We start from the raw sequence: 26,601 nt of genomic DNA, 5'->3' as shown, positions 1-26,601 counted from the left end.
TCGAGGTCGTCGTCCTCTCGACGGTCAAGTTGAACGCCGCCTCGTCTCCGCCAAAGCGCCGAAGCGGTGACCGAGGACGGCTACTCCGCCCGGCCATCCGAACCACAGTCCGGGGTACCGGCCCACTCGGTCGGGATCGAACTCGTCACTCGAGTTCGTGCGTCCGAAAGACCTGGATGAAACGGCGAGCGAGAAACGCCAGTGTGGACAGGGTGGCGTGAGCACCTACCTCGGCGTTCACTCCGAGGCTTGTCGATGGATGGGCGGCCGATCACGGTACCTGCGACGGTGTCTAGCTGTGGACTACTCCCGTGACAGCCGTCCCGAAGAGCGGTTATGAGAAAGCAAGAAAATCAGCGACGGGCGAATCAGTCACACCGCGATTCGCACCGGCGAAGCAGCGCTATAGTAGCCACTGAACGTCATTGTACACCCGCTCACGATAGCCGGCCCGGAGACCAGACAGAACGGACCGGTCTCCGGGCGCTGTCTGTGAGCGGTGTGTGAATCGTTTCAGTTGTTACTATAGTCGGCCTCTGTGAGCACGACAATGATCTCCTCGTCGTCGCCGTCGATCTCGACGTCGCGTTCGGCATCTTCGTAGCCGTCGGCAGAGGCAGTGACCTCGTACTCACCGTCCTCGAGGTCTAACGCCGCTTCACCCTCGTCGTCCGTCTCCATCTCGTTGTCGTCGCCGAAAAGCCCCGACTCCGAGACTTCGACGGTTGCGTCGTCGATCGGATCGCCACCCCCATCGAGGACGAACGTCGTGAGCGTGTGTCGGTCATCACCGCTCTCGTCGTCACCATCCTCGTCGCCACCGTTCTCGTCGTCATCGTTCTCGTCGTCACCGTTCTCGTCGCCACCATCCTCGTCGCCACCGTTCTCGTCGTCACCGTTCTCGTCGTCACCGTTCTCGTCGTCACCGTTCTCGTCGCCACCATCCTCGTCGCCACCGTCCTCGAGCGACAGTACGAGTTCCTCGTCGCCACCGTCGATCTCGACGTCGTGCTCGGCGTCTTCGTAGTCTTCCGCGGTGACGGTGACCTCGTACTCGCCGTCCTCGAGGCCGAACACTGCTTCGCCACCCTCGTCCGTCTCGTCGCTCCACAAGGCACCATCCGTCGTCTCGACGGTGACAGTTGCGTCCGCGAGCGGGTCGCCGTCCATGTCGTCGACTGCAACGGTCAGTGCGTGCGTATCGTTGGCATCGTCATCCTCGCTCCCGTCGTCGGTGTCGTCTTCCTCACCGCCTTCGTCGGTACCGTCTTCCTCGTCGCTCCCGTCGTCAGTACCGTCTTCCTCGTCGCCTTCGTCGGTATCATCTTCCTCGTCGCTCTCGTCGTCAGTACCGTCTTCCTCTTCGCTCCCGTCGTTAGTACCGTCTTCCTCACCGGCTTCGTCGGCATCATCTTCCTCGCCGCCTTCGTCGGTGTCCTCGTCGTCAGTCTCACCCTGGCCCGACTCCGGCGGGTCGTTCCCCTCGTCGCCGAAGGAGCCGACAGCGTCGCTGACGGACGCACCGCTCGCACCAAGAGCCAGTCCGGCGACGAGCAGTCCGACCCCGGCGACGATCAGAAAGACCTGCACGCTGGTCTGGATCGATCGCGTCCTCGAGTTCTCTGTGCGGGCATTACGGCTCATGTGAATATCGGATTCGATGGGGGACTACCCGTCGTGATCGGCGTTCGCACCCGGTTCGATCGGGATCGCAACTGCCGTCCACTGGTGCACATCTGGCGGTCGCTGGGTCCGTCTGTTCACGGCGTCACTCACCGTTTCGAAGACGCCGTCCGTTCTGTCGCCGCGGACTCCCCGTGGAAGGTGCATTAGGGGAATCGTTTTCCGTAGCGACGGATTACTATACGGTTGTTAAATCCGTTCTGAGGACCCAATACGGAAGATCGGCGGGGTGCTTACTCGCGTCTCGAGATCGGTTCCGTGAGCGAACGATCGGTTCGTCTAGCTCCGAGGCAATGACTGACCAGTGAAGGGACGAAGAGACGTCTCAGCCGCGGTCGCAAACCCGTTCGAATGGTCCGTCAACCGGCCCGGGTCGACCGCGAACGAACCCGTTCGAACAGGAGTTCAACATCCTTCACCGAACGTTCCGTCGAGCGCCATCGAGTGGTCGTCGTAGTACGCGTAGAGATTCTTCGGTGCGACGTACCGGCCGCCGTAGTGACCGACGGGTCCATTCGTATCGATTACGTTGTCCTCGAGGTCGACGGTGAATCGGAAGTTTCGCCGATCGTAGACGCGCTCGCCGTCGAGCCAGTACTGGACAATACCGTCGTCGTTTGCCGTCCCGTTCGACACCGTATTCACGCAGACGTAGTACTCGAACTCGTACCACCGGCCGGGAACGATATCGACCTCCTGGACCGTGTACTCCCCACCATCGACGAGGTAATCGTGGTCCTGTGCTCCGTCCACGTGATACGTGAGCGAGAGGAGGGTGTACGGGCCACCAGGATCTGTCCCCTCGGTACTGACGTAGAGTCGATTACTCCACCCGTTCATCCCGTCGGGGACGTCTCCGCCGGCGCTCCCTTCGCCCAGCGCCATCGCACAGTTCCAGAGCCGGCAGTTCGACGGGTCGCGGCCGGGCATCTCCCAGCCGGTGTCGAGCGCGAACCGAACGCGAGCGTTGAGTTCCAACAGCCCATCCTCGAACTCGTAGTGGGTACTCACGCCCCAGTGTTCGTCCCGGGCGATCGCAACCTGGAGGGCCGTATCGCCGCTTGCGGTCGGATTCGAGACGAGCGAGGCGTTTCCGGGGTCGCCACTCGAGTGCCAGTACGCGTCCCGCCAGTCCTCGAGTGCGTCGTAGTCCAGATCGACGACGTCGGTCGGTCTGTTGCAGCCGCCTCCCGCCTCGTTCGCACTGCCGACGTGCGATCCGACGACTCCGAGAAGCCCGGTGGCACCCGCAATGGTGCCGAGTCGAAGCGTTCGACGACGACTCACCGTGTCGATCGGTCGTCCATCGTCGCCGTGTGTTCGATCGTGTCCGTCGTCGCCGCGTGTACGGTCGCCCGTGGACCGATCAGGGTACGTATCCGTCATGCGATTTCGGCTCCCCCGTCTCGGCATAAGAGTATTCGACCCCTGGACGGGCGTAGCAGGCGTATTCGATCGCAGGCCGATTGCTCTGAATTCGTTCACCCTCGGTAGTTCTGCCTTGTCGAATCGTTCGCGATACACAACAGTTGTACCATCCACAATCGTCCTGCGTACGCGTTCGTTCGAGAATAATAGCCACTGAAAGTCATTACACACCTGATTGCCAGACGGAAGCGCGGTTCGGAGCGAGCGCGGTTCGGAGCGAACGAAGTGAGCGAGAACCGCGGGAAAGCGAACGGGGAGGAACGACCCGTGAGCCAAGAAGTGAGCGAGAACCGCGGGAAAGCGAACGGGGAGGAACGACCCGTGAGCCAAGAAGTGAGCGAGAACCGCGTCAATGCGAACGGGGAGGGACGACCCGTGAGCGAACGAAGTCGTTCGAACGACCAGCGGTCGTTCGTGATGACGAAAATCTTCGATTTTCGAACCATGAGCGAGAACCGCAGGAAAGCGAACGGGGAACGAACGTGACCCGTGAGCTGTGCGATCAGTCTGTGAATCGGTGCAGTTGTTACTATACCACGTGTGGCCTACGTGTCGACGACCCGCGCTAAAATCGTCAGCGAGCGTACCGACGGATTCACGTTCGAAAAGCCTTCGACGAACCCAAGGGGGCTAATCACACCTCGATTCAGTTGTTTCGACGGCAGTCCTGCTCCGGCATCGTCACCCGGAGTTCGTCGTCGACCTCGTAGAAGTACCCGCGCTCGAGCAGTCTGGAGAGTGCGTACTCCGCGTCCTCACGCTCGAGCATCAACTCGCGATTCGCGGAGAGCGAATCCACGGCGGTATCGTACTCGATCGCCCGACCGGAAGCGACGGTATCGGCTCGCTCGTCGGTGTCGGTTCGCAAGTGCTCGTAACACTCGAGGATCCACTCGGGAAGCGGCGGACGTGGTCCATCGAGTCCAGACATTTCGATTCCTGGTACCGGCTTCAATATCGAATTGGTTAAGTGTATTCCCCGATGCACCCAGTTCAGTCCAGTTATCGCTCCGCGATGGCACCATCCACAGCCGATCGAACGCGCTCGGCGCTCAGAGCGGACAGCGGGACGAGGACGCCGTCGGTTTCGTCGACGATGACCGACGTGAGGCCAGCGTGGGACTCCTCGCCTGCGCCGACGACGACGACCGACTCCGCGGATTCGGCGAGTCGGCCCGCGACCTCACGAGTCGTCTCCGTCGGACTGCCGTCAGCGACCGTGGCCCGACCGTCGGTGACGAGGACGACGACAGCCGCGTCCGTCTCCGCGCGTTCGACGACCGTCCGTGCCGTCTCGAGGCCGGCGGGAAGTGGCGTTCGGTCGCCGGAAGGCAGGTCCTTCAGGTGCCGTGCAGCGAGTCCCACGCTCTTGGTCGGCGGGAGCAAGACGTGGGCGTCCTCGCCCGCGAAGGCCACGAACGCGATCCGGTCGCGTCGCTCGTAGCTGTCGCGCAGGAGTTCGAGGACAACGCCTTTTGCCGCACGCATTGCCGGTCGCATCGAGGCGCTCGCGTCGACGGCGAAGACGATCGTGGTCGAGGCCTCGCCGGCCCGGACGGACTGCCGGAGGTCCTGACGTTCGACCCGCGACCCGCCTCGAGCGGCGGCCGCGCGAACGGACGCCGCGGCGTCGATCGGGCCGTCGTTGGCTGGCTCCGTCCGAACGCGCGCACCGCGGTTATCGGCGTCGGGAGCCGCACTTGCGCGACCGCAACCGGCGGCCGCCGACTCATTGGCGTCGACGGTCGGAGACTCGAGATCGGGCGCCACTGCTTCGCCGGCGTCCGCGACCTCTCCGCGTCGCTGACCCGGGACGAGCGGACGGGCGTTCTCGTCGTCCGCGAGGTCGTCGCCGCCACGATCGTTATCGTCGGTTTCGTCGGATTCGGGACCGCTCGAGTCGCTCCCGCCGAAATCCTGCCCGCCACCGGCTTCGGTCGGCGTCGGCTCGTTTTCGGCACGTTCGTCTCCGTTCTCGGGTCGACGCTCGGGGCCGGTGTCGTCCGATTCGTCGGCGGATCGATCGGCCGATCCACTCGAGTCGTCACCGTCGGAGTCGGCGTCGCGATGGGGGCCGTCGCGTTCGTCGCCGGAATCGGGTCCAGATTCGCCGTCGTCAGCCGCCGCGTTCTCCCCTGTGTCGCCGTCGCCGTTTCCCTCGCTCCCGCCGGAGGCGTCCTCGTCGAACCGGTCCTCGAGCAGTTCGTCGAGGTCGGGTTCGTCTTCGAACGGCGTGGCCCGCAGGCGATGTGGGAGCGCGTAGCTCGCCGCCTCGCGGACGTCGGGTTCGATCACCGTCGTCCGGCCCTCGAGTGCGGCGATGGTCATCGCCGTCCTGGCGATCGCGACGTCGCCACGGTGGCCGTCGACGCCGGCCTCGAGACAGAGGTCGGCGATTTCGCGTTTGAACTCGGTCGGGAGGTCGACCGAGGGGAGGCGGTCGCGGGCCGCGAGGAGTGTCTCGCGGAGTCGGTCGGCGTCGGCGGCGTACTCGGTGTGCGGATCGGTTCCGTTGTGTTCGCAGTCGCGTGCGAGTGCGCGATCGATCACCTCGACGCGGTCGTCGACGTCGCGACAGCCCACGGCGGTCGCCTGGATGGCAAACCGGTCACGCAACTGGGGGCGGAGGTCGCCCTCCTCGGGGTTCATGGTGCCGATCAGGGTGAACTGGGCGGGATGAGAAACGCTGACGCCGTCGCGTTCGACGGTGTTGACGCCGCCTGCGGCCGCGTCGAGAATCACGTCGACGAGGTGGTCCTCGAGCAGGTTCACCTCGTCGACGTAGAGGATGCCGCGGTGAGCGCGTGCGAGCAATCCGGGGTCGAACTCGGCCTCGCCCGAGAGGGCGTCCGCGACCGAGAGCGTGCCGACGAGGCGGTCTCGAGTCGCCCCGAGGGGGAGAGTCACGAGCGGGACGGAGCGGGTTTCGACCGGCAGGTCTGTACGGGCGCGTTCGCGACAGGACGCACACTGGGCCGCGGGATCGTCCGGGTCACAGCCGTAAGGGCAGTCCGCGACGACCCGCTGTTCGGGCAAGAGGTCGACCAGCCCCCGGACGGCGGTCGACTTCGCGGTTCCCTTCTCGCCGGCGATCAGCGCGCCGTCGAGGTCGGCGTTCGCGGCGACGCACAACAGGACGCGTTTTAGCTCGTCTTGCCCGACGATCGCGGGGAAAGGCAGTGACGACAGATTTTTGTCTCCAGGCTCTGCAACCATGCTTGAGCTAATACAAAGCGAGTTTAAAAAATCGATGACACGGATCGGCATCTACACCGCGACGGAGAACGAACTCGGCTCGATCGGGGAGGCCGGCGAGCGCCTGCCCGAGGTCGAACTGGTCGTCCGCTCGGAGAGCGATCTGGACGACGAGTCGGCCATCGAGGAGTTCGTCGAGGAACTGCGCGACGCCGACGCAGCGATTTTCTGGCTGCACGGCGCCGAAGAGAGCATGCCGGGCTACGAGTACGCTACCGGCACACTCGAGGACGCGAGCGTGCCGCTGATCGTCAACTCGACCGGCGACGCCTTCGCCGTCGAGGATACGACGGTCGCGGCAGATCACCGCGATCTGGTCTCCGAGTACCTGGAGAAGGGCGGAACGATCAACGTCGAGAACTGCTGTCGGTTCCTCGCGGCGGAGTACGCGGGGCAAGACCTGGCGTACGACGGCCCCGCGAGCCTGCCGACGGAAGGGGTCTACCACCCCGACTATCCGGCGATCGGGTACGAGGAACTGCTCGAGACTCACGACGCCGAGAAGCCGACGATCGCGATCTGGTTCTACGAATCCCACTGGACCCACGAGAACACCCGGTACGTCGACGCGCAGGTTCGCGCACTCGAGGAACAGGGGGCAAACGCTCTCCCGATCTTCTGTAATCCGGCGACCGACACGGAAGAACAAGAGGACGCTGAGTGGGTAACCGACAACTGGCTCGTCGACGACGATGGAGAGCCCGTCGTGGACGCCGTCCTCTCCTCGTTCATGTTCTCACTCTCGATGGACGAGCGCGGTCGATCGGCAAGCGGGGAGGGAGAGTCGGCCGAAGACGTCTTCCTCGACCGTCTCGGCGTGCCGGTGATCCAGACGATCACGACGATGCGCTCCCGGTCGCGCTACGAGGCCAGCGACACGGGCGTGATGGGCTTCGAACTCGCCCTTTCGGTGGCGCTGCCGGAGTTCGACGGCAACGTCATCACACACCCCGTTTCCGGTAAAGAGCGGACGAACGACGACGCCGGCATCGGCACCGCGCCGAAACACCACTTCCCGATCGAAGATCGGATCGACCACGCCACCCGACTGGCGGTCAACTGGGCGGAGCTTCGCCACACCCCTAACGAGGAAAAGAAGGTGGCCGTCGTCCTCCACAACTACCCGCCGAGCGACGACGGCATCGGCACCGCGTTCGGCCTCGACTCCCCCGAGTCGACCGTGAACCTGCTCTCCGAACTCGAGACCCGAAGCTACGATCTCGGCGACGAACTGCCGGACAGCGGGCAGTCACTCGTCGAGAAACTAACCGCACAACTGACCCTCGAGGACCGCTGGGTCGCTCCCGAGGACGTCCGAGATCTCTCGGTCGACGTCGTTTCGACGGCGCAATACGAGGACTGGTTTTCGGCGGCCGACGAACGGTTCCAGGAGAATATCGTCGGGGAGTGGGGTGAGGTTCCGGATCGGCCGTTTGCGATCCCCGGAACCCGATTCGGCAACGTGCTCGTCACCGTCCAGCCCCCGCGCGGGTTCGGGATGGACCCCTCGAAAGTCTACCACGACTCCGACCTCCAGCCGCCCCACGACTACTACGCGTTCTACGGCTGGCTCCGGAACGCGTTCGAGGCCGACGCCGTCGTCCACCTGGGTACCCACGGAAGCCTCGAGTGGCTCCCCGGCAAGACGGTCGGTCTCAACGGGGCAAGCGCGCCCGACCAACTGGTCGACGACATTCCGAACGTCTACCCCTACATCGTCAACAACCCCGGCGAAGGTACACAGGCCAAACGTCGGTCGTACGCCGCGATCGTCGATTACCTCACGCCGGTCATGCGTAATGCTGGCACGTACGACGAGCTGTCCGAACTCGAGGAGCTCGCGAATCAGTACCGCGAAGCAGGGATGGAAGACGCCCGCGCGGACGACGGTGAGGGACTCGAGGCGCTCGTTCGAGAGAAAGTCGACGACCTCGATCTGGCGGTCGAGTTGGGAATCGCCGGCGAAATTAGCGAGAAAGCGGACGTTCGCGGACCCGACGAAGCCGGCTCGACGCTCGCCGACGGTGAGGTAGACGGTGAGCACCTGACGATCGACGACCTCGTCGAACGCATCCACGAGTACCTCACGGACGTGAAAACGACCCAGATCCGGCTGGGCCTTCACACGATGTCCGAGCCGCCGGAAGGCGAGCGTCTCGTCGAATATCTGGTCGCGCTCACTCGTCTCGAGAACCCCGGCGCGCCGAGCCTTCGCGAGAGCGTCGCGGGCGCACTCGGCGTCGACTACGAGAAGATGTTGCACGCACCCGGCGAGTACGACGAGGCGCTGGGGATGACCTACGCTCAGGCCGCCGACGTCGTCCACGAGACGAGCGTCGACCTCGTGGAGACGCTCGCCGAACACGAGTTCGACGTTCCCGAGTCGGAACGAGAGATGCGGTCCGACGACGTCTCGTCCGAGCAGCGCGAGGACGAGGCTCGTCAGACGAAGTCTGACGGTGAGGTGAACATGAACCTGCTCGTCGTCGACCTCGAGACGATCGGCGACGGGCGAGCGAAGTCGGGAGCCCACGACGATCTCCGCGACGCCCTCGCCTACATCTGCGAGGAGGCGAAACCGCGCGTGCAGGGAGCCGAAGACGAGATCCCAAGAACCGCAGAGGCCCTCTCGGGCGAGTACGTCCCGCCCGGTGGCTCCGGTGCACCCACGCGCGGCGGCGTCGACCTGTTGCCGACAGCGCGCAACTTCTACACGCTCGATCCGCGGAAGGTTCCCGCCAAATCCGCCTGGCAAGTCGGACGCGAGGTCGCAGAGGGTGTCCTCGAGCGCCATCAGTCGGAACACGACGAGTATCCCGAGGAGATCGGCGTCGTCGCCTGGGGAACGCCCACAGTTCGGACACGCGGTGAGACGATCGCCCAGGTGCTCGCCACGATGGGCGTCGAGCCGCAGTGGACCGACGCCGGCCGGATCGACGACGTCGAACCGATTCCGCTCGAGGAACTCGGTCGACCCCGGATCGACGTCACCACGCGCGTCTCCGGGCTCTTCCGTGATGCGTTCCCGGCCGCGGCCGGGGTTATCCACGACGCCGTGGATGCGGTCGTCGACCTCGAGGAACCCCACGAGATGAACTACGTCAAGAAACACGTCGAGGAGGAAGCCGAACAGTTACAGGAGACGGAGGGCCTCGACGAGAGTGATGCTCGAAAGGCGGCGCTGAACCGCGTCTTCACGACCAAGCCCGGCGGCTACGGTGCGGGGACGAACAAAGCCGTCGACGAGGGCAACTGGGACGACCGCTCGGACCTTGCCAGCGTCTACGTCCAGTGGGGCGGCTACGCCATGGGCTCGAGGGGCCGCGTTTCCGAGGCCCACGACGCGTTCGAACGGCGCCTCTCGAGCGTCGATGTCACCGTCAAGATCGAGGACACGATGGAACAAGACGAGTTCGACTCCTCGGACTGGTACGCCTTCCACGGCGGCTTCATCTCCGCCGTGAGCGAGATTTCGGGCGCGGAACCCGCCTCCTACGTCGGCGACTCCTCGGACCCGGACAACGTGGACGTCTACACCAACGAGGAAAAGGTCCGCAAGGCGATGCGCGCCCGCGTGCTGAATCCGGACTGGCTCGAGTCGATGGAAGAACACGGCTACAAGGGCGCCGGCGACCTCTCGACGACGGTCGACGTGACGCTGGGGTGGGACGCCACGACTGGCGTCGTAAGCGATACGCTCTGGGCGGACGTCGCCGAGAAGTTCGCCTTCGACGACGACCGACGAGCGTGGATGCGCGAGGTGAACCCCTGGGCGCTCGAGTCGATCACCGACACCTTACTCGAGGCGATCGATCGCGACCTCTGGGATGCCGACGAGGCCACGATCGACCGGCTTCGCGACCTGAATCTCGAGGTCGAGGGCGACCTCGAAGCGCGGACGACCAACGACGCCGTCGGCACGGGGGTGTCGACCGATGACTGACGCGGGTCGCGGTACAACCGAATCAGTTCGCCCAAGAGACGATGGTCGCGGCCCGGAGAGTGATCGGCGATGAGCGATAGCGACGGAGCAATCGAGGAGGAGTACGCCGACCTCGGCGCAACGACGACCGAAGCGATGGAGATCGCCGAGACGAGCATGGACATCGTCCGCCAGTTCGTCCCCGACGAGACGCTGGCCGACCGCGTTCGCCAGAAGTCGGTCCACTCGATGGGCGACATCGAGTTCCAGCACCTCCTCGAGTTCACCGGCCGGGACGATATCGGCAACGATGAGGATGCACCCATTCGGGCAGGCGCACGTGCCGTCCTCGAGTCCGCCGACATCGTCACGGACATCACGATGGCCAAAGCGGGCGTCACGAGCAGGGGCCACGACTGCGAGCGACGCAAGGCGATCGGACACGGAAGCGAACTCGCGAAAGAGACGGGGATGACCCGGACCGCCGCATCGGTGCTCGAACTCGACAAGCGAGGCGTCTACGACGGGGCTATCGCGGTGGTCGGCAACGCGCCGACGGCCGCGTTCGCGCTCGCAGACTGCATCGAAAACGGGACCAGACCCGCCGCCATCGTCGCCACGCCGGTCGGCTTCGTCAAGGCCTCCGAAAGTCGGGAACGGATTCGCGAGGTGAGCGACGAGTACGGCGTCCCGGCGATCACGAACGTCGGCCGCCGAGGCGGAAGTGGCCTCGCCGCGGCACTGACGAACGAACTGATCCACGTCGCAAGCGACGTCCGCGCCGGCGACCTCGAGTTGGATCTCGCGGCCGAGGTTCGAGCCACCCAGGGAACGGAAGAGGATGGGAACGTGGATCGATGAGTCGATAGCGGTCGGCGGTCGATCCGAAAAACGCTCCCATGTCGACGCGGATGTTCTGAAACGACACTACCGGAGAGTAGTACCAACTGTGCGGAAAACGGCGCCTGAAGAACCTGGAAAACTGTGCTGGAAATCTCGGTCCGATAGGTGGGTTTTTCAAACGGTGGGTTATCCTACCGGCGTGAAATTCCCCGATTGATCGTCGTCCATATCCTCCAAGACGAATTGAACAAATCGTCGTTCAGCTTCGCGTAGGTGCCGATTGAAGGTCTGGCGAGTAATGCCCATTCGCTCCGCGATATCCTCGCCGGTACTCTTTCGCGGTTGGTCGAAATAGCCCGCATAATACGCTAACTGTATCGCAGTCCACTGGCGATCGGATAACGTCTCTTTGAGGAGTGTCCGCGATAGATACGGTGTGACTAGCAGTCGTCGTGAGACGAGTTCGAGATCGGGGTAGACATCGGTAATAGCTTCGATTACCGTATCGCTATCGACTGTGGCTGGGAACTCTCCAATAATACGAAGAGTCCCGTCCACCAACGTTCCGCCCGTCAGGCGCCCATCGTGGTTTGTGACTGCTGCGAGTAACGAATCGGCGGTGCTGTGAATTTCTACCCGATGCACTCCACCTACGGAACTGAGAACGTGCGTATCGATAGCTGCCGGCTGACTTTCGATGATTTCTAGGTACGACTGCAGACTGATGCCAGAAATAGACCAGTATTGGAGATGCGTTCCGTCTTTCAGACTCACTGGCTCCTCGATACTAACGTTGACTTCGGAACCGCCTCGTTCGATATACGGCTGTGCCATCCGTTCCGATCGAAATTCCAATCGAAGCGTCTGGCTGGAACTGACAGCAGAGATGGCCTCCCCGCCGACGGTGGCTTGATGAGGGTGATCGGGGTCCGTGGCGAGCCACCAGATTCGCACTTGATTTCCGACTTTTTTTGTATTCAAATGGGCGGAGTCAGCCAAGGCAGATAACCGATCGTAGGTGGTTCGCCTGGAACAGTCCAACGCGTCCGAAACTTCTCGAGTCGATAATGCTTCGTGTGGGTCTGACAGATCCCTGAAAACAGACAAAACGTCCTCGTCAGTGATCCGCCTGGATTCAGTCATGTGTGATGGAGTTGCCTAGTCATCGTGAAGAACTCGAGTATGGCACCGACTGAGATTGGCTTTTCGAACCATCGTTGCTCGAGTGAGTTCCGACTAGTGAGAGGGAGAAACCAGTGTCAGACCACTCTTTTGGAATCGATTTTGCGGTGCTGTATTCAGTCACGTACGGAATTGTTTGTGTGTGCTTTGACAAAAACGTGGTTATTCAACCGTTTGTGATTCGGACAACCGTCACAAGAATCTCCGATCCAGTGACTTGCAAACGAACGGAAATCACTCCAGTAGCCACTATAAGTAAATGGACGTCTGGTCGCACGACGGGAGCGCGGTTCGGAGCGTGCGCGGTTCGGAGCGTGCGCGGTTCGGAGCGAACGAAGTGAGCGAGAACCGCGGGAAAGCGAACGGGGAGGAACGACCCGTGAGCCAAGAAGCGAGCGAGAACCGCGTCAATGCGAACGGGGAACGAACGTGACCCGTGAGCGAACGAAGTCGTTCGAACGACCGCTGGTCGTTCGTGATGACGAAAATCTTCGATTTTCGAACCATGAGTGAGAACCGCGACGGCGAACGGGAAGGGACGACCTTCGAGTCGTGCGATCAACGAACGAATCGTATCAGTTGTTGTATCTGGGCGATTTTGACGCCCTCGAGGAAGTCCCCGACGAGAGGAGGAGTGTGCGGGCTCGCGACGGTCGAAAACGTAGAACCCGATTCCGTATAGCGGCCCACCGGAGCCAGCTAATTTCACAATGCCGGAACGAATCTATAGGACTAGTCACGTCGACTATTTATCATCCACAGACCGCTACGTAATTCAGCGTGACAGTTTGCAGATCAGAACTTGTGGGGGGGAGAGACTTTCATGGGAAAAATTATCGATAGGGGAGAGACCGCGCTCCACTCGATCTTGGATCTTCGGGCCACTAGTTGCTGGCATTTCCAGTCCCCGAAGGGGTTCAAGAGCGGGGAGAACGGCGCGGTTCGGACGGGGGAACAGAACTCACGATGGTGGAACCGACGGAGGTTAGTCAGCACACAGGGGAGGGAGATGGGGGCCGTTCTCGATGGATAACACGTCGGCCGTCGAGCGGGCCCGGGTGATCCTTCTTAGCGTGATACTGGTGTTTTCAGTGTTCGGGATGGCCCCGATTGCCGGAACGGCCGCTGCGGAACCCACTGTGCCGACGATCGAAGACGTCAGTGTAACCTACGCCAGCGGACAGGCCGTGACGATCTCGGTGACGTCCGACGAGGAACTCGACTCGATTGCGGTGGATGTCACCGATAGTCGAGACGACCACGTGCTGACACTCACCGAAGGCGATTTCGGCGAGCCCGATGGCACCCACGTCTACACGACGACCGTCGATCTCGAGCAAGACGGCGAGTTCATCGCAACGCTCGAGGAAGCTTCGAACGAGGCGGGCAACGGTGCGGATGGCGAGAGCGACACGGTCACCATCGCGCCAGTGCTTTCTGCGAGTGAGGGCGACGCGACCTTCGGCGAGCCCGAAGACTCCGTCGTCGTCGACGAGGATCTGGCGATTACCGGCTACGATGACGACATCGCGGGCGTCAACGTGATTATCGCCGACGGGTTCGTCGCCAGCGAGGATGCACTCGAGTTCGACGACTCGGTCGTCGCCGACCACGGCCTCGAGGGGGAGTACGACGCCGACACCGGTATCTTGATCTTTACCGGGACAGCCTCCACCGATGCGTACGAGGACGTGTTGCAAACGGTGAGCTATACCAACAGTAACGAACGCCCGGCCACGGCCGATCGGGAGATCGTCTTTACGATCGGCGAGGATCGCCTCTACAATCCGGCGACCGGACACTACTACGAGTTCGTCGATGAGGGACTCTCGTGGGACGAGGCCGAAGAAGCGGCTGAAAGCCGAACGCACTACGGACTACAGGGCTATCTCGCGACGATTACGAGCGAACCGGAAAACGTCTTCATCGAAGAACGAGTCGACGGTGCCGGATGGATCGGCGCGTCGGACGCCGCCGAAGAGAGCATCTGGCGATGGGTGACCGGGCCGGAAGGACTCGAAGACGACGGCGACGGACGGCATTTCTTCACGCAGACGGCCGCCGCCGATACCTCTCCGAATCTCGAGGACGTATACAACGGGAACACACCAGGAGGTGGTGAAGCGGTCGACGACGAGTACGACAACTTCTACTATCCCGACAACGAGCCAAACGACTGGGAAGGCGAGGATTACGTCCACATCTGCGTCGATTACGACGTGAGCTACTGCGGCGATGGGTACTGGAACGACTATGCCAACGACGCGGACGTCGACGGCTACGTCGCCGAGTACGGCGGAATGCCGGGTGATCCAGATCTCGATTTAACCGGCATCAGATCGGTCCAAGTCGACGTCACGCCCGAGATTACGTCGTTCGAGGCGACGAACCCGGACGAGCGCGACATTGACGTCTCCTTCGAGTCCGACTTCGAACTCGACGAAATCGATGTCGAGATCCAGTCTTCCGATGGTGAGGTCGTCGAGACGCTCGACGAAGGTGACTTTGAAGAAGTCGCCAGTGGTGATGTGTACACTTACGCCGCGACGACGACGGTTTCCGAAGACGACCAGTATACGGCCACTCTCGAGACGGCGAAATACGACGATGGAAACGACGGTGCGAGCGGCCAGACTGACACCGTGAGCATCGGGAACGTTCTCGAGGAGCTAACGGCATCGCTCGAGGACTCCGAATTGGCCGACGGACAGACGACGACGGTAACTGCCGAAGCCGAGTGGACCAACGGCTCGACGGTAGACGTTACCGACGACGCCACGTTCACCGAAGACGATTCGGACGTTCTGACCGTCGACGATGACGGGACGATTACGGCCGAAAGCGACGGAACCACGAACATTCAGGTCGAGTACGAAGGCGAAACGGTCAGCGTCCCGGTGACGGTTACCCCGCCAGCGGTCGTCGAAGATGGCCTCAGTGCGACTGTCGAAGACGACACCCTGCCGGAAGGTGAAGGGACCACACTCACCGCTGAAGCTGAGTATACGAACGGCTCGACGGTGGACGTTACCGACGACGCGACGCTCGCCTCGAGCGATGACAGCGTTGTGACTGTTGACAGCGACGGGACTGTGGCAGCCGAAGGCGTCGGCGAGACCGAGATTACCGTGGAGTACGAGGGCGAAGAGACCAGTATCCCCATTGAGGTTACTGAGGCCGAAGTCGTTGCAGATGGTCTTAGCGCAACCGTAGAGGAGAACTTGCTCCCAGCGGGCGACGAGACGACACTCACCGCAGAAGCCGAGTTGACTACCGGTTCGACGGTAGACGTCACCGACGACGCAACCCTCTCCCCTGTCGAGACAGGCGTTGCAACCGTCGATGACGATGGGACCATAACTGCAGAAGGTGAAGGGACCACAGACATTCTGGTCGAGTACGAAGACGAATCTACCAGCGTCTCTATCGAGGTCACTGAGCCGGAGGTCGTCGAAGACGGCCTCAGCGCCACCCTCGAGGACGACTCGCTCCCAGCGGGCGACGAGACGACACTCACCGCCGAAGCCGAGTTGACCGACGGTTCGACGGTGGATGTCACCGACGACGCGATGCTTACCTCGAACGACGAGACCGTTGTGACCGTCGACAGCGACGGGACTGTAACAGCCGAAGGTGTCGGTGAGACCGATATTACTGTAGACTACGAGGGTGAAGGAACCAGTGTCCCAATCGAGGTTACTGAGCCAGAGGTCGTTGCAGACGGTCTCAGCGCGACTCTCGAGAAGGATCCAATTCCAGTAGGAGATACCACTACACTCACCGCTGAGGCTGAACTGAGTAACGGTTCGACGGTGGATGTTACCGACGACTCGACGCTCACTTCAGACGATACAGACGTTGTAACCGTCGATGACGATGGGACCATAATTGCAGAAGGTGAAGGGACCACAGACATTCAGGTCGAGTACGAAGACGAAACGATCAGTGTCGCTGTAGAAGTCACTGAAGCACAGGTCGTCGACGGCAGTCTCAGCGCCACTATCGAGGACGACCCGCTCCCGACGGGTGAAGAAACAACGCTCACCGCAGAGGCTGAATTGACCACCGGTGAGGAGATCGATGTCACCGAGACTTCGACGCTCAGCTCCGACAATGAGAGTGTCGTGACCGTCGGAAGCGATGGGACCGTGACAGCCAAAGGTGTTGGCGAGACAGAGCTTACCGTAGAACACGACGGTCAAGAAACCAGTGTCCCTATCGAGGTCACTGAGCCGGAGGTCGTCGAAGACGGCCTCAGCGCAACCCTCGAGGACGATCCGATTCCAGCGGGCAACGAGACCATCCTTACCGCCGAAGCAGAACTAACCGATGGAGCGGAGATCGACGTTACCAACGACGCGATGCTTACCTCGAACGACGAGACTGTTGTGACCGTCGACGGCGACGGGACTGTGACAGCTGAAGGTGTCGGCGAGACCGAGATTATCGTGGAGTACGAAGATCAAGAAACCAATGTCTCTGTTGAGGTTACTGAGGCCGAAGTCGTTGCAGACGGTCTTAGCGCGACTCTCGAGGATGACTCGATTCCAGCGGGCGAGGAGACGACACTCACCGCTGAAGCGGAACTAACCGATGGCGAGGAGATCGACGTCACCGACGACGCGACGCTCACCTCGGACGATACGGAGGTTGCAACCGTCGAGGACGACGGCACGGTCACGGCCGAAGGAGAAGGTGACGTAGACATTCAGGTCGAGTACGAAGACGAAACGGCCACTGTCTCCGTCGAAGTTACCGAACCCGAGATCATCGACGGCGGCCTCGACGCGACCGTCGAGGACGATCCGCTCCCAGCAGGTGACGAGACGACTCTCATCGCCGAAGCGGAACTGACTGACGGCTCGGCGGTGGATGTCACCGACGACGCCGCGATCACTTCGGATAATGAGAGCGTCGTAACCGTCGAGGACGATGGAACGATCACGGCCGAAAGTGAAGGAACCGCGACCATCGAGGTCGAGTACGACGGTGAAACAACGAGCGTAATCGTCGACGTCGACGCGCCTGAGGTCGTCGAAGACGGCCTCAGCGCCACCCTCGAGGACGAACCGATTCCAGCGGGCAACGAGACGACACTCACCGCCGAAGCCGAGTTGACTAACGGCTCGACGGTGGACGTTACCGACGACGCGACGCTTACCTCGAACGATGAGAGCGTTGTAACCATCGAAGACGACGGAACTGTAACGGCCGAAGGCGTCGGCGAGACCGAGATTACCGCAAACTACGGTGGTGAAGAGACCACCGTCTCTGTCGAGGTCACCGAACCAGCGGTCGTCGAAGGTAGTCTCAGCGCAACCCTCGAGGACGACTCCCTCCCAACGGGTGAAGAGACGACGCTCACCGCCGAAGCCGAATATACTGACGACTCGACGGTCGATGTTACCGATGAAGCGGAGTTCACTTCGAACGATGAGGATGTTGTGACCATCGAAGCTGACGGAACGATCACGGCAGAAGGTGAAGGGTCCACAGACATTCAGGTCGAGTACGAAGACGAAACGACCACCGTCTCAGTAGTGGTTACTGAGCCCGAAATCGTTGCTGGCGGCCTCAGCGCCACCCTCGAGGACGACCCGATTCCAGTGGGTGACGAGACGACACTTACTACCGAAGCGGAACTAACCGATGGCGAGGAGATCGAGATCACCGACGACGCGACGCTCACCTCGAGCGATGAGAGCGTTGTGATCGTCGAGGACGACGGCACGATCACGGCCGAAGGCGAAGGGACTGCGACCATCGAGGTCGAGTACGAAGGCGAACAGACCAGTGTAACTGTCGACGTTACTGGACCTGAAGTCGGTGAGTTGCTGATCGATATCGACGCAGACGAGAGCACGCTCGACGTCGATGACGGTGAGGACATCGAGGTCGTGTTCGACCTCGAGAACACCGGCGAAACGGAGCTAACAAACGACGTGGAGGCGATAGTCGACAGCAACGTTCAGATAGGAGCAGAGTTCGTCGTTGCTGGTGGCACAACCGAGCAAGTGTCTCTAACCTTCCCATCAGATCCCGAGTTCGACGGCGAGACTGTCCAAGTAGCGACTGACGATGATGAAGACACGGCGGCCCTGCGTGTCGCCGAATCCGGTGCGTTCACGGTCGAGAACTTCGAGGCAACGAACACCCACGATCGTACCGTCGAGGTTACCTTCGACAGCGACGAGGAACTTTCGTCCATCCGTGTCGACGTGGACGGGCCGGACTCACAGACCCTCGATGAAAGCGACTTCAGTGAGAGCCAGAGCGACGACACCTGGAGCTATCAGGCGACGATGACTGTCGACGAGGAGGGGAACTACACCGTAACGGTAGAAACGGCCGAGGATGCTGTCGGCGATGACGGCGCAAACGGCCAAACTGATACCGTTACGGTCGGCACAGACGATGGCGATACTGTCACACCGAAGATTCCAGCCGAGTCGTTCACCGCGAACGAAACCGGCGACCAGAACGTCACGGTGCGCTTCGATAGTACCGAGACATTAGAGAATATCAGCGTCGAGCTTAGCGGACCGGAAAATGCCACACTGACTGAAGACGACTTCACCGAAGAGAACGGCACCTACACCGCCACGTACAATGGTACCAGTACCGGCACCTACACTGCGTCGCTCGAGACAGCCGAAGACGCCGACGGTAATGACGGTGCAAATGGCCAAGAAGATAGCGTCGAAATCGCTATCGATGACGATGGCGGGGACGATCACGATAGTGGCGGTAGTGGCGGCAGTGGTGGCAGTGGCGGCAGTGGCGGCAGTGGTGGCAGTGGCGGCAGTGGCGGCAGTGGTGGCAGTGGTGGTAGTGGTGGTAGTGGCGGCAGTGGTGGAAGTAGCGGCGACAGCGAAGACGATGATACCGCCCCACCGGAGATTCCAACCGACTCGTTCACCGCGATCGAGACGGGCGACCAGAACGTCACGGTACGCTTCGAGAGCACCGAGACCGTAGAAAAGATCAGCGTCGAGCTAAGTGGACCGGAAAATGCCACGCTGACCGAAGACGACTTCACCGAAGAAAACGGCACCTACACCGCCACGTACAATGGTTCCAGTACCGGCGCCTACACTGCGACACTCGAGACAGCCGAAGACGCCGACGGTAATGACGGTGCAAGCGGCCAGGAAGCTGGTGTTAAAATATCCATAGGGAGCGGCGACGGAGACGGTGACGATGCTGATACCGGTGCCGTCAGTGATGGCGAGGACCATGACGATACCGAGGCTGGAGATAGCGATACTGACGGAGACAGTGACGAGGCTGATACCAGTGATAGCGATAGTGGCGGAGACGACGGCGACGTTTCGGTTATCGATTCGGTGATCGACGACCCCGAACTCAGCGAAGGCGAATCGGCGACGGTGACGGTCACCCTCGAGAACGGAGAGAACAGCCCAGCGGAGTACACGGTTGATCTCGTCGCCGACGGTGAGACCGTTGGGACGGAAACCGTGACCATCGACGCTGAATCGTCGATGGAAACCACGATCCAGTTCGAGCCGCCGACTGCCGGCGAGTACACCCTCGAGACCGATGGCGAAACGGTGGGCACACTCACCGTTACCGACGGCGACGCAGACGAAGACTGTGAACTGGGTGGAGTCGACTGTGGCTCCGTCATCGTCTGCTGGTACTGGTGGTTCCTCGCGGCCGCCACCGGCATCGCGCTCGTCGTCTATCACGTCTGGCGACGAGGGATGGTGGGGCACCTCCTCGGGAAGAGTGCCAACGGCAACCGAAACAACGCCGGAGGTGACGACGATGAGTGAAAATCCAGATTCCCTCTCGAACGGTGTTCGGTGGGGGAGTAGACTCGGTGCAGTCGGTCTGACGATCGCCGCTGTGGCCGTGATAGTATCGTCTGCCGGCCTCGAGTTGGCTGGCCAGCTATACTGGGTCGGAATTGTACTCTCGATCGGGGGCGTTGCCTGGGCAGCAGTTCGTGGCGCACAACACTCGAGTGGCTGGTACGGAGGCGGTGTGATCTCGGCACTTGTGGGCGTGATCGTGGTTGGCTACGGCATCGAAAACGAGGTCATGTTGGCGACGATAGTCGGTGTCCTCGCAGTCGCCGGCGGTGTTGGTGCGGTGGTCGTTGCCACCCGACGTCTAGCGTAGCCACTGACGTCATTGCAGACCTGATCGCCAGATCGATCGGCGCTCAGTGTGGAAATCGTTGCAGTCGTTACCATAGTAGTCGTTGGCAATCGACGAAGAATCCGTAGACGCACTCGATCTCCAGGAAGGGACGCATATCGGCTGGTGGAATTCCTCGCGGCCCACAACAATCAAAAAACCCCGCGACCAACTACTGATAGTGGGGGGCTGAGTTACGACGGGCCGTCTCATACGGTTTGCTGTAACGATTTTTCAGTGCGACCGCGACCCGTCCTGGGTCGCACCGGAAATGACTGACAGCAGACCGTCTCAGTCAGCGCGGAACGTCACCGACCATCACGTACTGTTCGTAGTTCGGTTCCTGGCCCCAGAACACGGCGTCCATCAGCGGGTCGTGCTCGACGTTCTCGAGTCCCGCGTCGGTGAGAAACGCCGCCAACTCCTCGGGCGGACGGCCGTCGTACAGCGGAAGGTCGTCGTGGATCTCCTCGTATCCCTCGAACGGTTCCGGAAAGTCCCAGTGACCCTCGACGAGCAGGATGCGCCCACCGGGTTCGACGACCCGCCGCCACTCGCGGACCGCTGTCTCGGGGTTCGGGAGCGTCCAGATGAGGTGACGACCCGTCAGCAACTCGTAGGAGTCGTCTGGCTCGTCGAGCGACTCCGCGTCACCGGTACGGAACTCGAGGGAATGATCTACCGCTCGAGCCTTCTCCCGGGCCTGCTCGAGCATCTCGGTCGAGACGTCGACGCCGGTGACGTCGTGGCCGACCTGTGCGAGCAACAGGGAGATGACGCCCGTCCCACAGCCGACATCGAGGGTTCGCTGTGGCGGGTCACCGGTCCACTCGCGGAGCACGGAGAGCCACGCCTCGCGTTGCTCGTCGCCGTGAATGCCGTGTTGGCTGTCGTCGTCGAAGGAGTCGGCGCGTCCGTCCCAGTACTCCTCGACGCGTGCTTTGACCTCCTCGGCGGATCGATCGGATCGAGTCACGAACGCACACCTCGGCTTCGGTTTGGCGGTCGTGGCGCGGCCTTGGCCGAGCCGCGACGAGTCGGCCGATTCGACGATTCTCCTCCGAACGACGGGCGTCTCGAGTCACTAGCGTACACGATCAGTACTTCACACTCACGTCCGGGATAAACACGTACTCAAAGAGGTAATATATGACTGTTCGGGATTATTAACACAGAGAAGAGACCACCTTACACAGGAGGATTCGATAAGAACGAAACTGACTGTTGTTAGATATGGAACCGTCGGAAACGTCTGGTCAGCGCCGTTGGCACCGGTGACAATCGTCGTGTTCCATCGATGCACTCCCGCTCGAGCAACTTCTCCACGGCCTCACCGTCGCCGAGATCCAGTTTAGTGTCTTTGGACACTCGAGGAGAGTTCAGAATGATCACTGTGGATTTCGTCGGCGTGAGTAAATTCGGTGTGTTCCCGCTCGAGAACGCAGAACCCAGACGACTGAAAAGAATAGGGGTAATAGCCACCTATTGTAACTAACCCACGAGTGCTGGCGGATGGGCGGGGCGAATCGGTGTACCGACTCCGCGACGATCACGGCCCACGTTCGCAACCTATATTGTTCTACTCCCAACGAAATTGTTTTAGTAGTGGCGGCAGTTGCCACGGCTGATGCCACCTAACGCGCTGCCACACGACGCGAAGGCCGGACCGACGAAGTCGGAGGTCCGGGCCATTGTCGGCTCGAAGCTCGCACTCGAGTCCGACGACCACTTCGCGGAGGTCGGCTCCTGTACGGGAGCCGTCACCATCGACGCGGCCCAACGGGCCGGTCGAGTCACCGCCCTCGAGCGAAAGCCGGAACGCCTCGAGACGACCGAACGGAATCTCGCCGCGAACGAGGAGTCGATACGGGCGACGGTCGACCTCCGCAACGCGGAGGCGCCGGATGGACTACCCGTGGACGCCGACGCGCTGTTCGTCGGCGGGAGCCGCAACTTCGAGGCGGTGCTCGACCACGCCGTCGAGACCGAAATCGACCGTATCGTGATGAACGTCTCGCGTCTCGAGGTCGCCGGGCGGGCGACGGCGGCGTTTCGCGAGCGCGACATACTCGAGGAGGTCCTCCAGGTCCAGGTCAGTCGCGGCTACGAACTCGCCGGCGCGACGAGTTTCGACTCGGAGAACCCCGTCTACGTGCTGGTCGGGAGCGCAACGCCGGAGTCGGGCGGGGAGAGACAGCCGGCCACCGACGGCGGTCGGTCGGATCCGATCGCCGACGGCGGCGAACGCGATGGTTCGGACCTCGAGCGCGCCGAAGGCTGTGAGAGCGGCGACTGCGGAGGGCACCAACGATGACCGACCGGGATGGCGATCCTCAGGACGCGATCGACGCACAGGGCGAGCGCCGCCGCGACGGACTCGACGACCGGGTCTTCGAGCGAAGCGCCGGCGACGACGGCGAGGGAATCCCCTTCGTCGGTGCCGGTCCCGGCGATCCGCGCCTGCTGACCGTCGCCGGGAAGGACCTGCTCGAGGCGGCCGACCTCGTCGTCCACGCCGGCTCGCTCGTCAACAGCGAACTGCTCGAGGCCTACTGCGCCCACGCGGAACTCGTCAACTCCGTCGGAAAGGACCTCGAGGAACTGATCCCGCTGATGCGGGACGCCTACGAGGACGGGCGAACCGTCGTCCGCCTACACAGCGGCGACCCGGCTATCTACGGGGCCGCCCTCGAGCAGATGGACGCCCTCGAGAGCGAAGGGGTGCCGACGTACGTCGTTCCGGGCGTCACGTCGGCGTTTGCGGCCAGTGCAACCCTGCGAACGCAGTTGACGTTGAACGAGGTCGCAAACCACGTCGCGTTTACCCGCCCGCAGGGAAAGACGCTGAGCGCGGACGAAGACCACATCTCGGAATTCGTCGGGATGGGCGACGTGACGACCTGCATCTACCTCGGAACCCACGCCGTCCGGGAGACGATGGATCGACTGCTCGAGGACGACCACGACCCGGAGACGCCGGTCGCCGTGATCTATCACGCCTCCTGGCCGGACGAGGACGTGATCGTCGGGACGATCGGCGATATCGCCGACCGGGTGGAGGAGGCGGGCTACCGGGCGTCCGCGCTGGTCGTCGTCGGCGACGTCGTGACGGGTGCGGGCTACGAGCGGTCGTACCTCTACGGGGACTGGGCGAGTGGAAACGCGCCCGACTGACCGAAAGAGCACCCGATTGACCCAGACGTTCGCCGGAGACGACTGTTCGATTCACAGACGTCTGGCGGCCGGCCACACCGAGGTTTGCGACCGGCCACGACGGCGATCCGTACACTGGGCGTCGATCCAACTGATGTGGACCGATAGACCCGTCACCGGTGACCAACGGCTCATCGATCACGTCGGGGGAGACCGATAGCAGCGAACGTAGAGAGTTTTCATCTGATCACGAGCAATAGTATTATCGTTGAGAGTGATAACTATTTGTAATAGTAGGATATATATGATGTCAGCGAGAATGGTCACTACATCTACTCAACTATTTAAATGAAGGGGTCGAGTGATCGAAGCGGATCTGTCGAACGGGCTGTATCGGATGGGGAACGGACGGGTCAACGGACTTGCGATGAGTGTGAGGCACCACTGCAGATGGTTGAAGGCGAGACCGTCTGTTCGGAGTGTGGACTCGTCGTCGACGTCGACGAGATCGACCGCGGACCGGAGTGGCGCCAGTTCGATACCGCGGAGACCAACCGGCGCACCGGCGCGCCGCGGGACAGGGCGCGCCACGACAGGGGGCTATCGACCCGGATCGGGTACGGCCCACACGCGGATGCCAGCGGCCCACGAGCGCGTCAACTGGTTCGAATGCGGCGGCTACACAACCGCGCGCGGTTTTCCTCGAAGACCGAACGCAACAAGGCCTACGGATTTACGGAGATTCGACGGATCGTCGCGGCGATGTCGTTGTCGACGAGCGTTCGCGAACAGGCGTGTTCGCTGTTCGAGTCTGCCCAATCCGAGGGACTGTTAAGCGGACGCTCGATCGAGGGGTTCGCCGCCGGGTCGGTGTACGCGGTCTGTCGCGTGCAGTCGGTCGCCCGAACGATCGAGGAGGTCGTCGGCGTCGCACACGCAGACCGAGAGGAACTGTTGGTCGCGTACGACGCGCTCAACCAGCATCTCGGCCTCCCGGTCGGCCCCATCTCGCCGCTCGAGTATCTCCCGCGGTACGCGAGCGAACTCGAGCTCGAGGCCGACGTCGAAATGCGCGCCCGAGAGTACGCGACGACGTTCGTCGAGTCGAACCAGCTCGGGGGGAAGAACCCGAGCGGCGTCGCCGCCAGCTGTCTCTACATGGCCGCCTACGACCTGGGCGTCGACGTGACCCAGACCGCCGCCGCGGACGTCGCAGACGTCTCCCGGATGACGATCCGATCGAGAATCACCGAACTCAAACCGCTTCGATCCGCCGTCCACGACTGAGACGGTCTGCTGTCAGTCATTTCCGGTGCGACCGCGACCCGTCCTGCGGTCGCACCGGGAAATCGTTACAGCAAACCGTACGAGACGGATTTGGTTGGGGCGTTGTCGGTCGATCGCCCACCGTTGTGCGATCGACCGGAAATCAATCAGAACGGGTCGTACGAACGGAGCCGGCGGGCCGAGACCGTGAATCGCCTCGGGGTCAAACCCCAGAGCATTCTCCTAGACCGCTTGTAAACCTACAGACAGTCGCGGCCTCGTCGGCAAATCGGGACACCAGCCACCCGTCGAGGAAATGCGTAGCGATTCAGCTGATATTCTCGACACGCCCGAGAAACGTGCTCCCCGTTCCTGTCTAAGTTCAAAAGGGAAGACGGGCACAATACGTGATATGATCGCAATCGCAGGATCGAAAGGGGGGTGTGGCAAATCCACGGTGACGCTCGGACTCGCCGAAGCGTTCGCCAGATCCGATACGCCGGCGCTCGCCATCGATGCTGACCGACAGCTACCGAATCTCCACGTCGTAACCGAACTCGAGCGCGAGCCGACGCTCGCGAGCGTCGACGAGAACACCGACGTTCGCGAGATTGCACAACAACATCCCCGCGAGCCGAACGTCGGCGTCGTCCCCGCACCGAAGTCCTCGGAGGCGTTCGAGTTCGACCGCGTCAGCGAGTTCCTCTCGACCGACGGGATTCAGGTGCTGATCGACTGCCCGTCCGGTGCGGGACCCAGCGTCGTCGATCCGATTCGACAGGCCGAGGGCCTCATCGTCGTCGCCTCCGGGACCGTACGAAGCCTCGAGGCCGCCGAAACGACCGTCGAGATGGCCCGTCGACTCGGCGTTCCGATTTACGGTGCCGTGTTGAACAAGTGCGACGAGATCCCGGATCAGGCGGCCCGCTGGGACGGGGTCCCGATCCTGGGGTGTATCCCCCAGCGGACGACGCCGCTGGTCAACGACGACGTCGCCGCGGCGTTCGACGACGTCGTCGATCGACTCGCCTCACAGTCTCCGACCGACCGCGCGCCGCCGGAGTATGCGGACGGACGGCTCCCGACCGGAGTCGACGCCGTCGACCGTCAGCTTGGCGGCGGCGTCGAACCCGGATCGATCGTCGCGGTCGTCGCCGACCCCGCGAGCCACGGGGAGCACCTCCTCCACCGGGCAACGGGCGTTCGCGGGACGCTGTATCTCTCGACCGAGCGAGGACGCGCGACCGTCCGCCGTGCACTCGAGTCGAGTGCCGCGGCGGCCGGAACGCCGACGGTTCGACAGGTGTCCGGCGAGAGCGCGTTCGAGGAGGCGACCTCGCTGATCGGAAAGCTCCCGCACGCGGCCAACTTGATCGTCGATCCGGTCGACCCCTTCGAGCGACGAGATCGGGCCGCGTACGTCTCGTTTCTCGACACCCTCGACGAGCGGATGGCCGAGACCGAAAGCGTCGCCATCCTCCACTGTCTCGAGGAGACGCCGAACCGATCCGCGACGCTCCACGCCGCCGACGCCGTGTTCGAACTCGAGACCGTCGCGCCGGGGGCCGGAACCGACGTCGAACACTACCTATCGGTGCCGAAGTATCGCCCGGATCCGTCGGTGACCGGAACGATCGAACTCGCACTCGAGGACGGACGGACGGTCGCACCGATCGAGTCGCCACCGGGGACGGACCGGGAGTGAA

General features: G+C 62.3%; 15 protein-coding genes. 9 read left to right on the top strand and 6 right to left on the bottom strand.

The genetic code is table 11. The annotated features are described in order from the left end of the window. Positions 1 to 513: 513 nt before the first annotated feature. The 4 genes from AB7C87_RS17505 to AB7C87_RS17490 all read right to left on the bottom strand — a co-directional run bounded on the left by AB7C87_RS17505 (position 514) and on the right by AB7C87_RS17490 (position 6,327). Positions 514 to 1,644 carry a carboxypeptidase regulatory-like domain-containing protein gene (locus AB7C87_RS17505; RefSeq protein WP_369730789.1) on the bottom strand — a complete coding sequence of 377 codons (1,131 nt, stop codon included), beginning with the start codon at positions 1,642 to 1,644 and terminating at the stop codon, positions 514 to 516. 444 nt (positions 1,645 to 2,088) lie between these two features. Beyond that, positions 2,089 to 3,069: a hypothetical protein gene (locus tag AB7C87_RS17500; RefSeq protein ID WP_369730788.1), complete on the bottom strand. Its 981-nt coding sequence runs from the start codon at positions 3,067 to 3,069 to the stop codon at positions 2,089 to 2,091. 688 nt (positions 3,070 to 3,757) lie between these two features. After that, complete coding sequence (locus AB7C87_RS17495; RefSeq protein ID WP_369730787.1) at positions 3,758 to 4,042, bottom strand: hypothetical protein; 285 nt, start codon at positions 4,040 to 4,042, stop codon at positions 3,758 to 3,760. A gap of 71 nt (positions 4,043 to 4,113) precedes the next feature. Next, positions 4,114 to 6,327: a VWA domain-containing protein gene (locus AB7C87_RS17490; protein ID WP_369730786.1), complete on the bottom strand. Its 2,214-nt coding sequence runs from the start codon at positions 6,325 to 6,327 to the stop codon at positions 4,114 to 4,116. Between the two features lie 34 nt (positions 6,328 to 6,361). Between AB7C87_RS17490 and cobN the strand changes: the two genes are divergently transcribed. Continuing rightward, positions 6,362 to 10,309, top strand: a complete 3,948-nt coding sequence (gene cobN / locus AB7C87_RS17485) for a cobaltochelatase subunit CobN (RefSeq protein ID WP_369730785.1) — start codon at positions 6,362 to 6,364, stop codon at positions 10,307 to 10,309. Positions 10,310 to 10,378: 69 nt separating this feature from the next. Beyond that, positions 10,379 to 11,149, top strand: a complete 771-nt coding sequence (locus AB7C87_RS17480) for a precorrin-8X methylmutase (protein ID WP_369730784.1) — start codon at positions 10,379 to 10,381, stop codon at positions 11,147 to 11,149. A 168-nt stretch (positions 11,150 to 11,317) separates the two neighbouring features. Here AB7C87_RS17480 and AB7C87_RS17475 read toward each other — a convergent pair whose 3' ends face one another. Further along, positions 11,318 to 12,274, bottom strand: a complete 957-nt coding sequence (locus tag AB7C87_RS17475) for a helix-turn-helix domain-containing protein (RefSeq protein ID WP_369730783.1) — start codon at positions 12,272 to 12,274, stop codon at positions 11,318 to 11,320. A 298-nt stretch (positions 12,275 to 12,572) separates the two neighbouring features. Here AB7C87_RS17475 and AB7C87_RS17470 point away from each other — a divergent pair, with 298 nt between their 5' ends. The 3 genes from AB7C87_RS17470 (at position 12,573) to AB7C87_RS17460 (ending at position 20,458) form a co-directional block, all read left to right on the top strand. Next, on the top strand, positions 12,573 to 12,746 hold the full coding sequence (locus AB7C87_RS17470) for a hypothetical protein (protein WP_369730782.1): 174 nt from the start codon (positions 12,573 to 12,575) through the stop codon (positions 12,744 to 12,746). A gap of 592 nt (positions 12,747 to 13,338) precedes the next feature. Further along, on the top strand, positions 13,339 to 20,109 hold the full coding sequence (locus AB7C87_RS17465) for a hypothetical protein (protein ID WP_369730781.1): 6,771 nt from the start codon (positions 13,339 to 13,341) through the stop codon (positions 20,107 to 20,109). Next, positions 20,102 to 20,458 (top strand): hypothetical protein, encoded by a 357-nt coding sequence (locus AB7C87_RS17460; RefSeq protein WP_369730780.1) that lies wholly within the window; start codon positions 20,102 to 20,104, stop codon positions 20,456 to 20,458. Before AB7C87_RS17465 ends, AB7C87_RS17460 begins: the two co-directional genes overlap by 8 nt. 313 nt (positions 20,459 to 20,771) lie before the next feature. Here the strand turns inward: AB7C87_RS17460 and AB7C87_RS17455 are convergent, their stop codons facing one another. Continuing rightward, positions 20,772 to 21,452: a class I SAM-dependent methyltransferase gene (locus tag AB7C87_RS17455; RefSeq protein WP_369730779.1), complete on the bottom strand. Its 681-nt coding sequence runs from the start codon at positions 21,450 to 21,452 to the stop codon at positions 20,772 to 20,774. A gap of 651 nt (positions 21,453 to 22,103) precedes the next feature. Here AB7C87_RS17455 and cbiT point away from each other — a divergent pair. The 4 genes from cbiT (at position 22,104) to AB7C87_RS17435 (ending at position 26,600) form a co-directional block, all read left to right on the top strand. Continuing rightward, the gene (cbiT, locus tag AB7C87_RS17450) at positions 22,104 to 22,790 is read left to right on the top strand and encodes a precorrin-6Y C5,15-methyltransferase (decarboxylating) subunit CbiT (RefSeq protein WP_369730778.1); all 687 of its coding nucleotides are present in this window, start codon (positions 22,104 to 22,106) and stop codon (positions 22,788 to 22,790) included. Continuing rightward, positions 22,787 to 23,650, top strand: coding sequence for a cobalt-precorrin-4/precorrin-4 C(11)-methyltransferase (locus AB7C87_RS17445; protein WP_369730777.1), 864 nt, complete (start codon positions 22,787 to 22,789; stop codon positions 23,648 to 23,650). Before cbiT ends, AB7C87_RS17445 begins: the two co-directional genes overlap by 4 nt. A gap of 429 nt (positions 23,651 to 24,079) precedes the next feature. Then, on the top strand, positions 24,080 to 24,916 hold the full coding sequence (locus AB7C87_RS17440; RefSeq protein ID WP_369730776.1) for a transcription initiation factor IIB: 837 nt from the start codon (positions 24,080 to 24,082) through the stop codon (positions 24,914 to 24,916). Between the two features lie 391 nt (positions 24,917 to 25,307). Then, a complete protein-coding gene (locus AB7C87_RS17435; RefSeq protein WP_369730775.1) occupies positions 25,308 to 26,600 on the top strand; it encodes a DUF7125 family protein in 1,293 nt (430 codons plus the stop codon). The last annotated feature ends 1 nt before the right edge of the window (position 26,601 follow it).

Source organism: Natrarchaeobius versutus, assembly GCF_041205745.1.
Classification (GTDB): Archaea; Halobacteriota; Halobacteria; order Halobacteriales; family Natrialbaceae; genus Natrarchaeobius; species Natrarchaeobius versutus.
Note: the sequence above shows the minus strand (reverse complement) of the source record. Positions and strands in the feature narration are given on the sequence as shown.

What these genes read in the sequence shown, in the direction of transcription:
- AB7C87_RS17505 (WP_369730789.1), bottom strand. Translation starts at nt 1,644, where the DNA reads ATGAGCCGTAATGCCCGCACAGAGAACTCGAGGACGCGATCGATCCAG.
- AB7C87_RS17500 (WP_369730788.1), bottom strand. Translation starts at nt 3,069, where the DNA reads ATGACGGATACGTACCCTGATCGGTCCACGGGCGACCGTACACGCGGC.
- AB7C87_RS17495 (WP_369730787.1), bottom strand. Translation starts at nt 4,042, where the DNA reads ATGTCTGGACTCGATGGACCACGTCCGCCGCTTCCCGAGTGGATCCTC.
- AB7C87_RS17490 (WP_369730786.1), bottom strand. Translation starts at nt 6,327, where the DNA reads ATGGTTGCAGAGCCTGGAGACAAAAATCTGTCGTCACTGCCTTTCCCC.
- cobN (WP_369730785.1), top strand. Translation starts at nt 6,362, where the DNA reads ATGACACGGATCGGCATCTACACCGCGACGGAGAACGAACTCGGCTCG.
- AB7C87_RS17480 (WP_369730784.1), top strand. Translation starts at nt 10,379, where the DNA reads ATGAGCGATAGCGACGGAGCAATCGAGGAGGAGTACGCCGACCTCGGC.
- AB7C87_RS17475 (WP_369730783.1), bottom strand. Translation starts at nt 12,274, where the DNA reads ATGACTGAATCCAGGCGGATCACTGACGAGGACGTTTTGTCTGTTTTC.
- AB7C87_RS17470 (WP_369730782.1), top strand. Translation starts at nt 12,573, where the DNA reads ATGGACGTCTGGTCGCACGACGGGAGCGCGGTTCGGAGCGTGCGCGGT.
- AB7C87_RS17465 (WP_369730781.1), top strand. Translation starts at nt 13,339, where the DNA reads ATGGATAACACGTCGGCCGTCGAGCGGGCCCGGGTGATCCTTCTTAGC.
- AB7C87_RS17460 (WP_369730780.1), top strand. Translation starts at nt 20,102, where the DNA reads ATGAGTGAAAATCCAGATTCCCTCTCGAACGGTGTTCGGTGGGGGAGT.
- cbiT (WP_369730778.1), top strand. Translation starts at nt 22,104, where the DNA reads ATGCCACCTAACGCGCTGCCACACGACGCGAAGGCCGGACCGACGAAG.
- AB7C87_RS17445 (WP_369730777.1), top strand. Translation starts at nt 22,787, where the DNA reads ATGACCGACCGGGATGGCGATCCTCAGGACGCGATCGACGCACAGGGC.
- AB7C87_RS17440 (WP_369730776.1), top strand. Translation starts at nt 24,080, where the DNA reads ATGGTTGAAGGCGAGACCGTCTGTTCGGAGTGTGGACTCGTCGTCGAC.
- AB7C87_RS17435 (WP_369730775.1), top strand. Translation starts at nt 25,308, where the DNA reads ATGATCGCAATCGCAGGATCGAAAGGGGGGTGTGGCAAATCCACGGTG.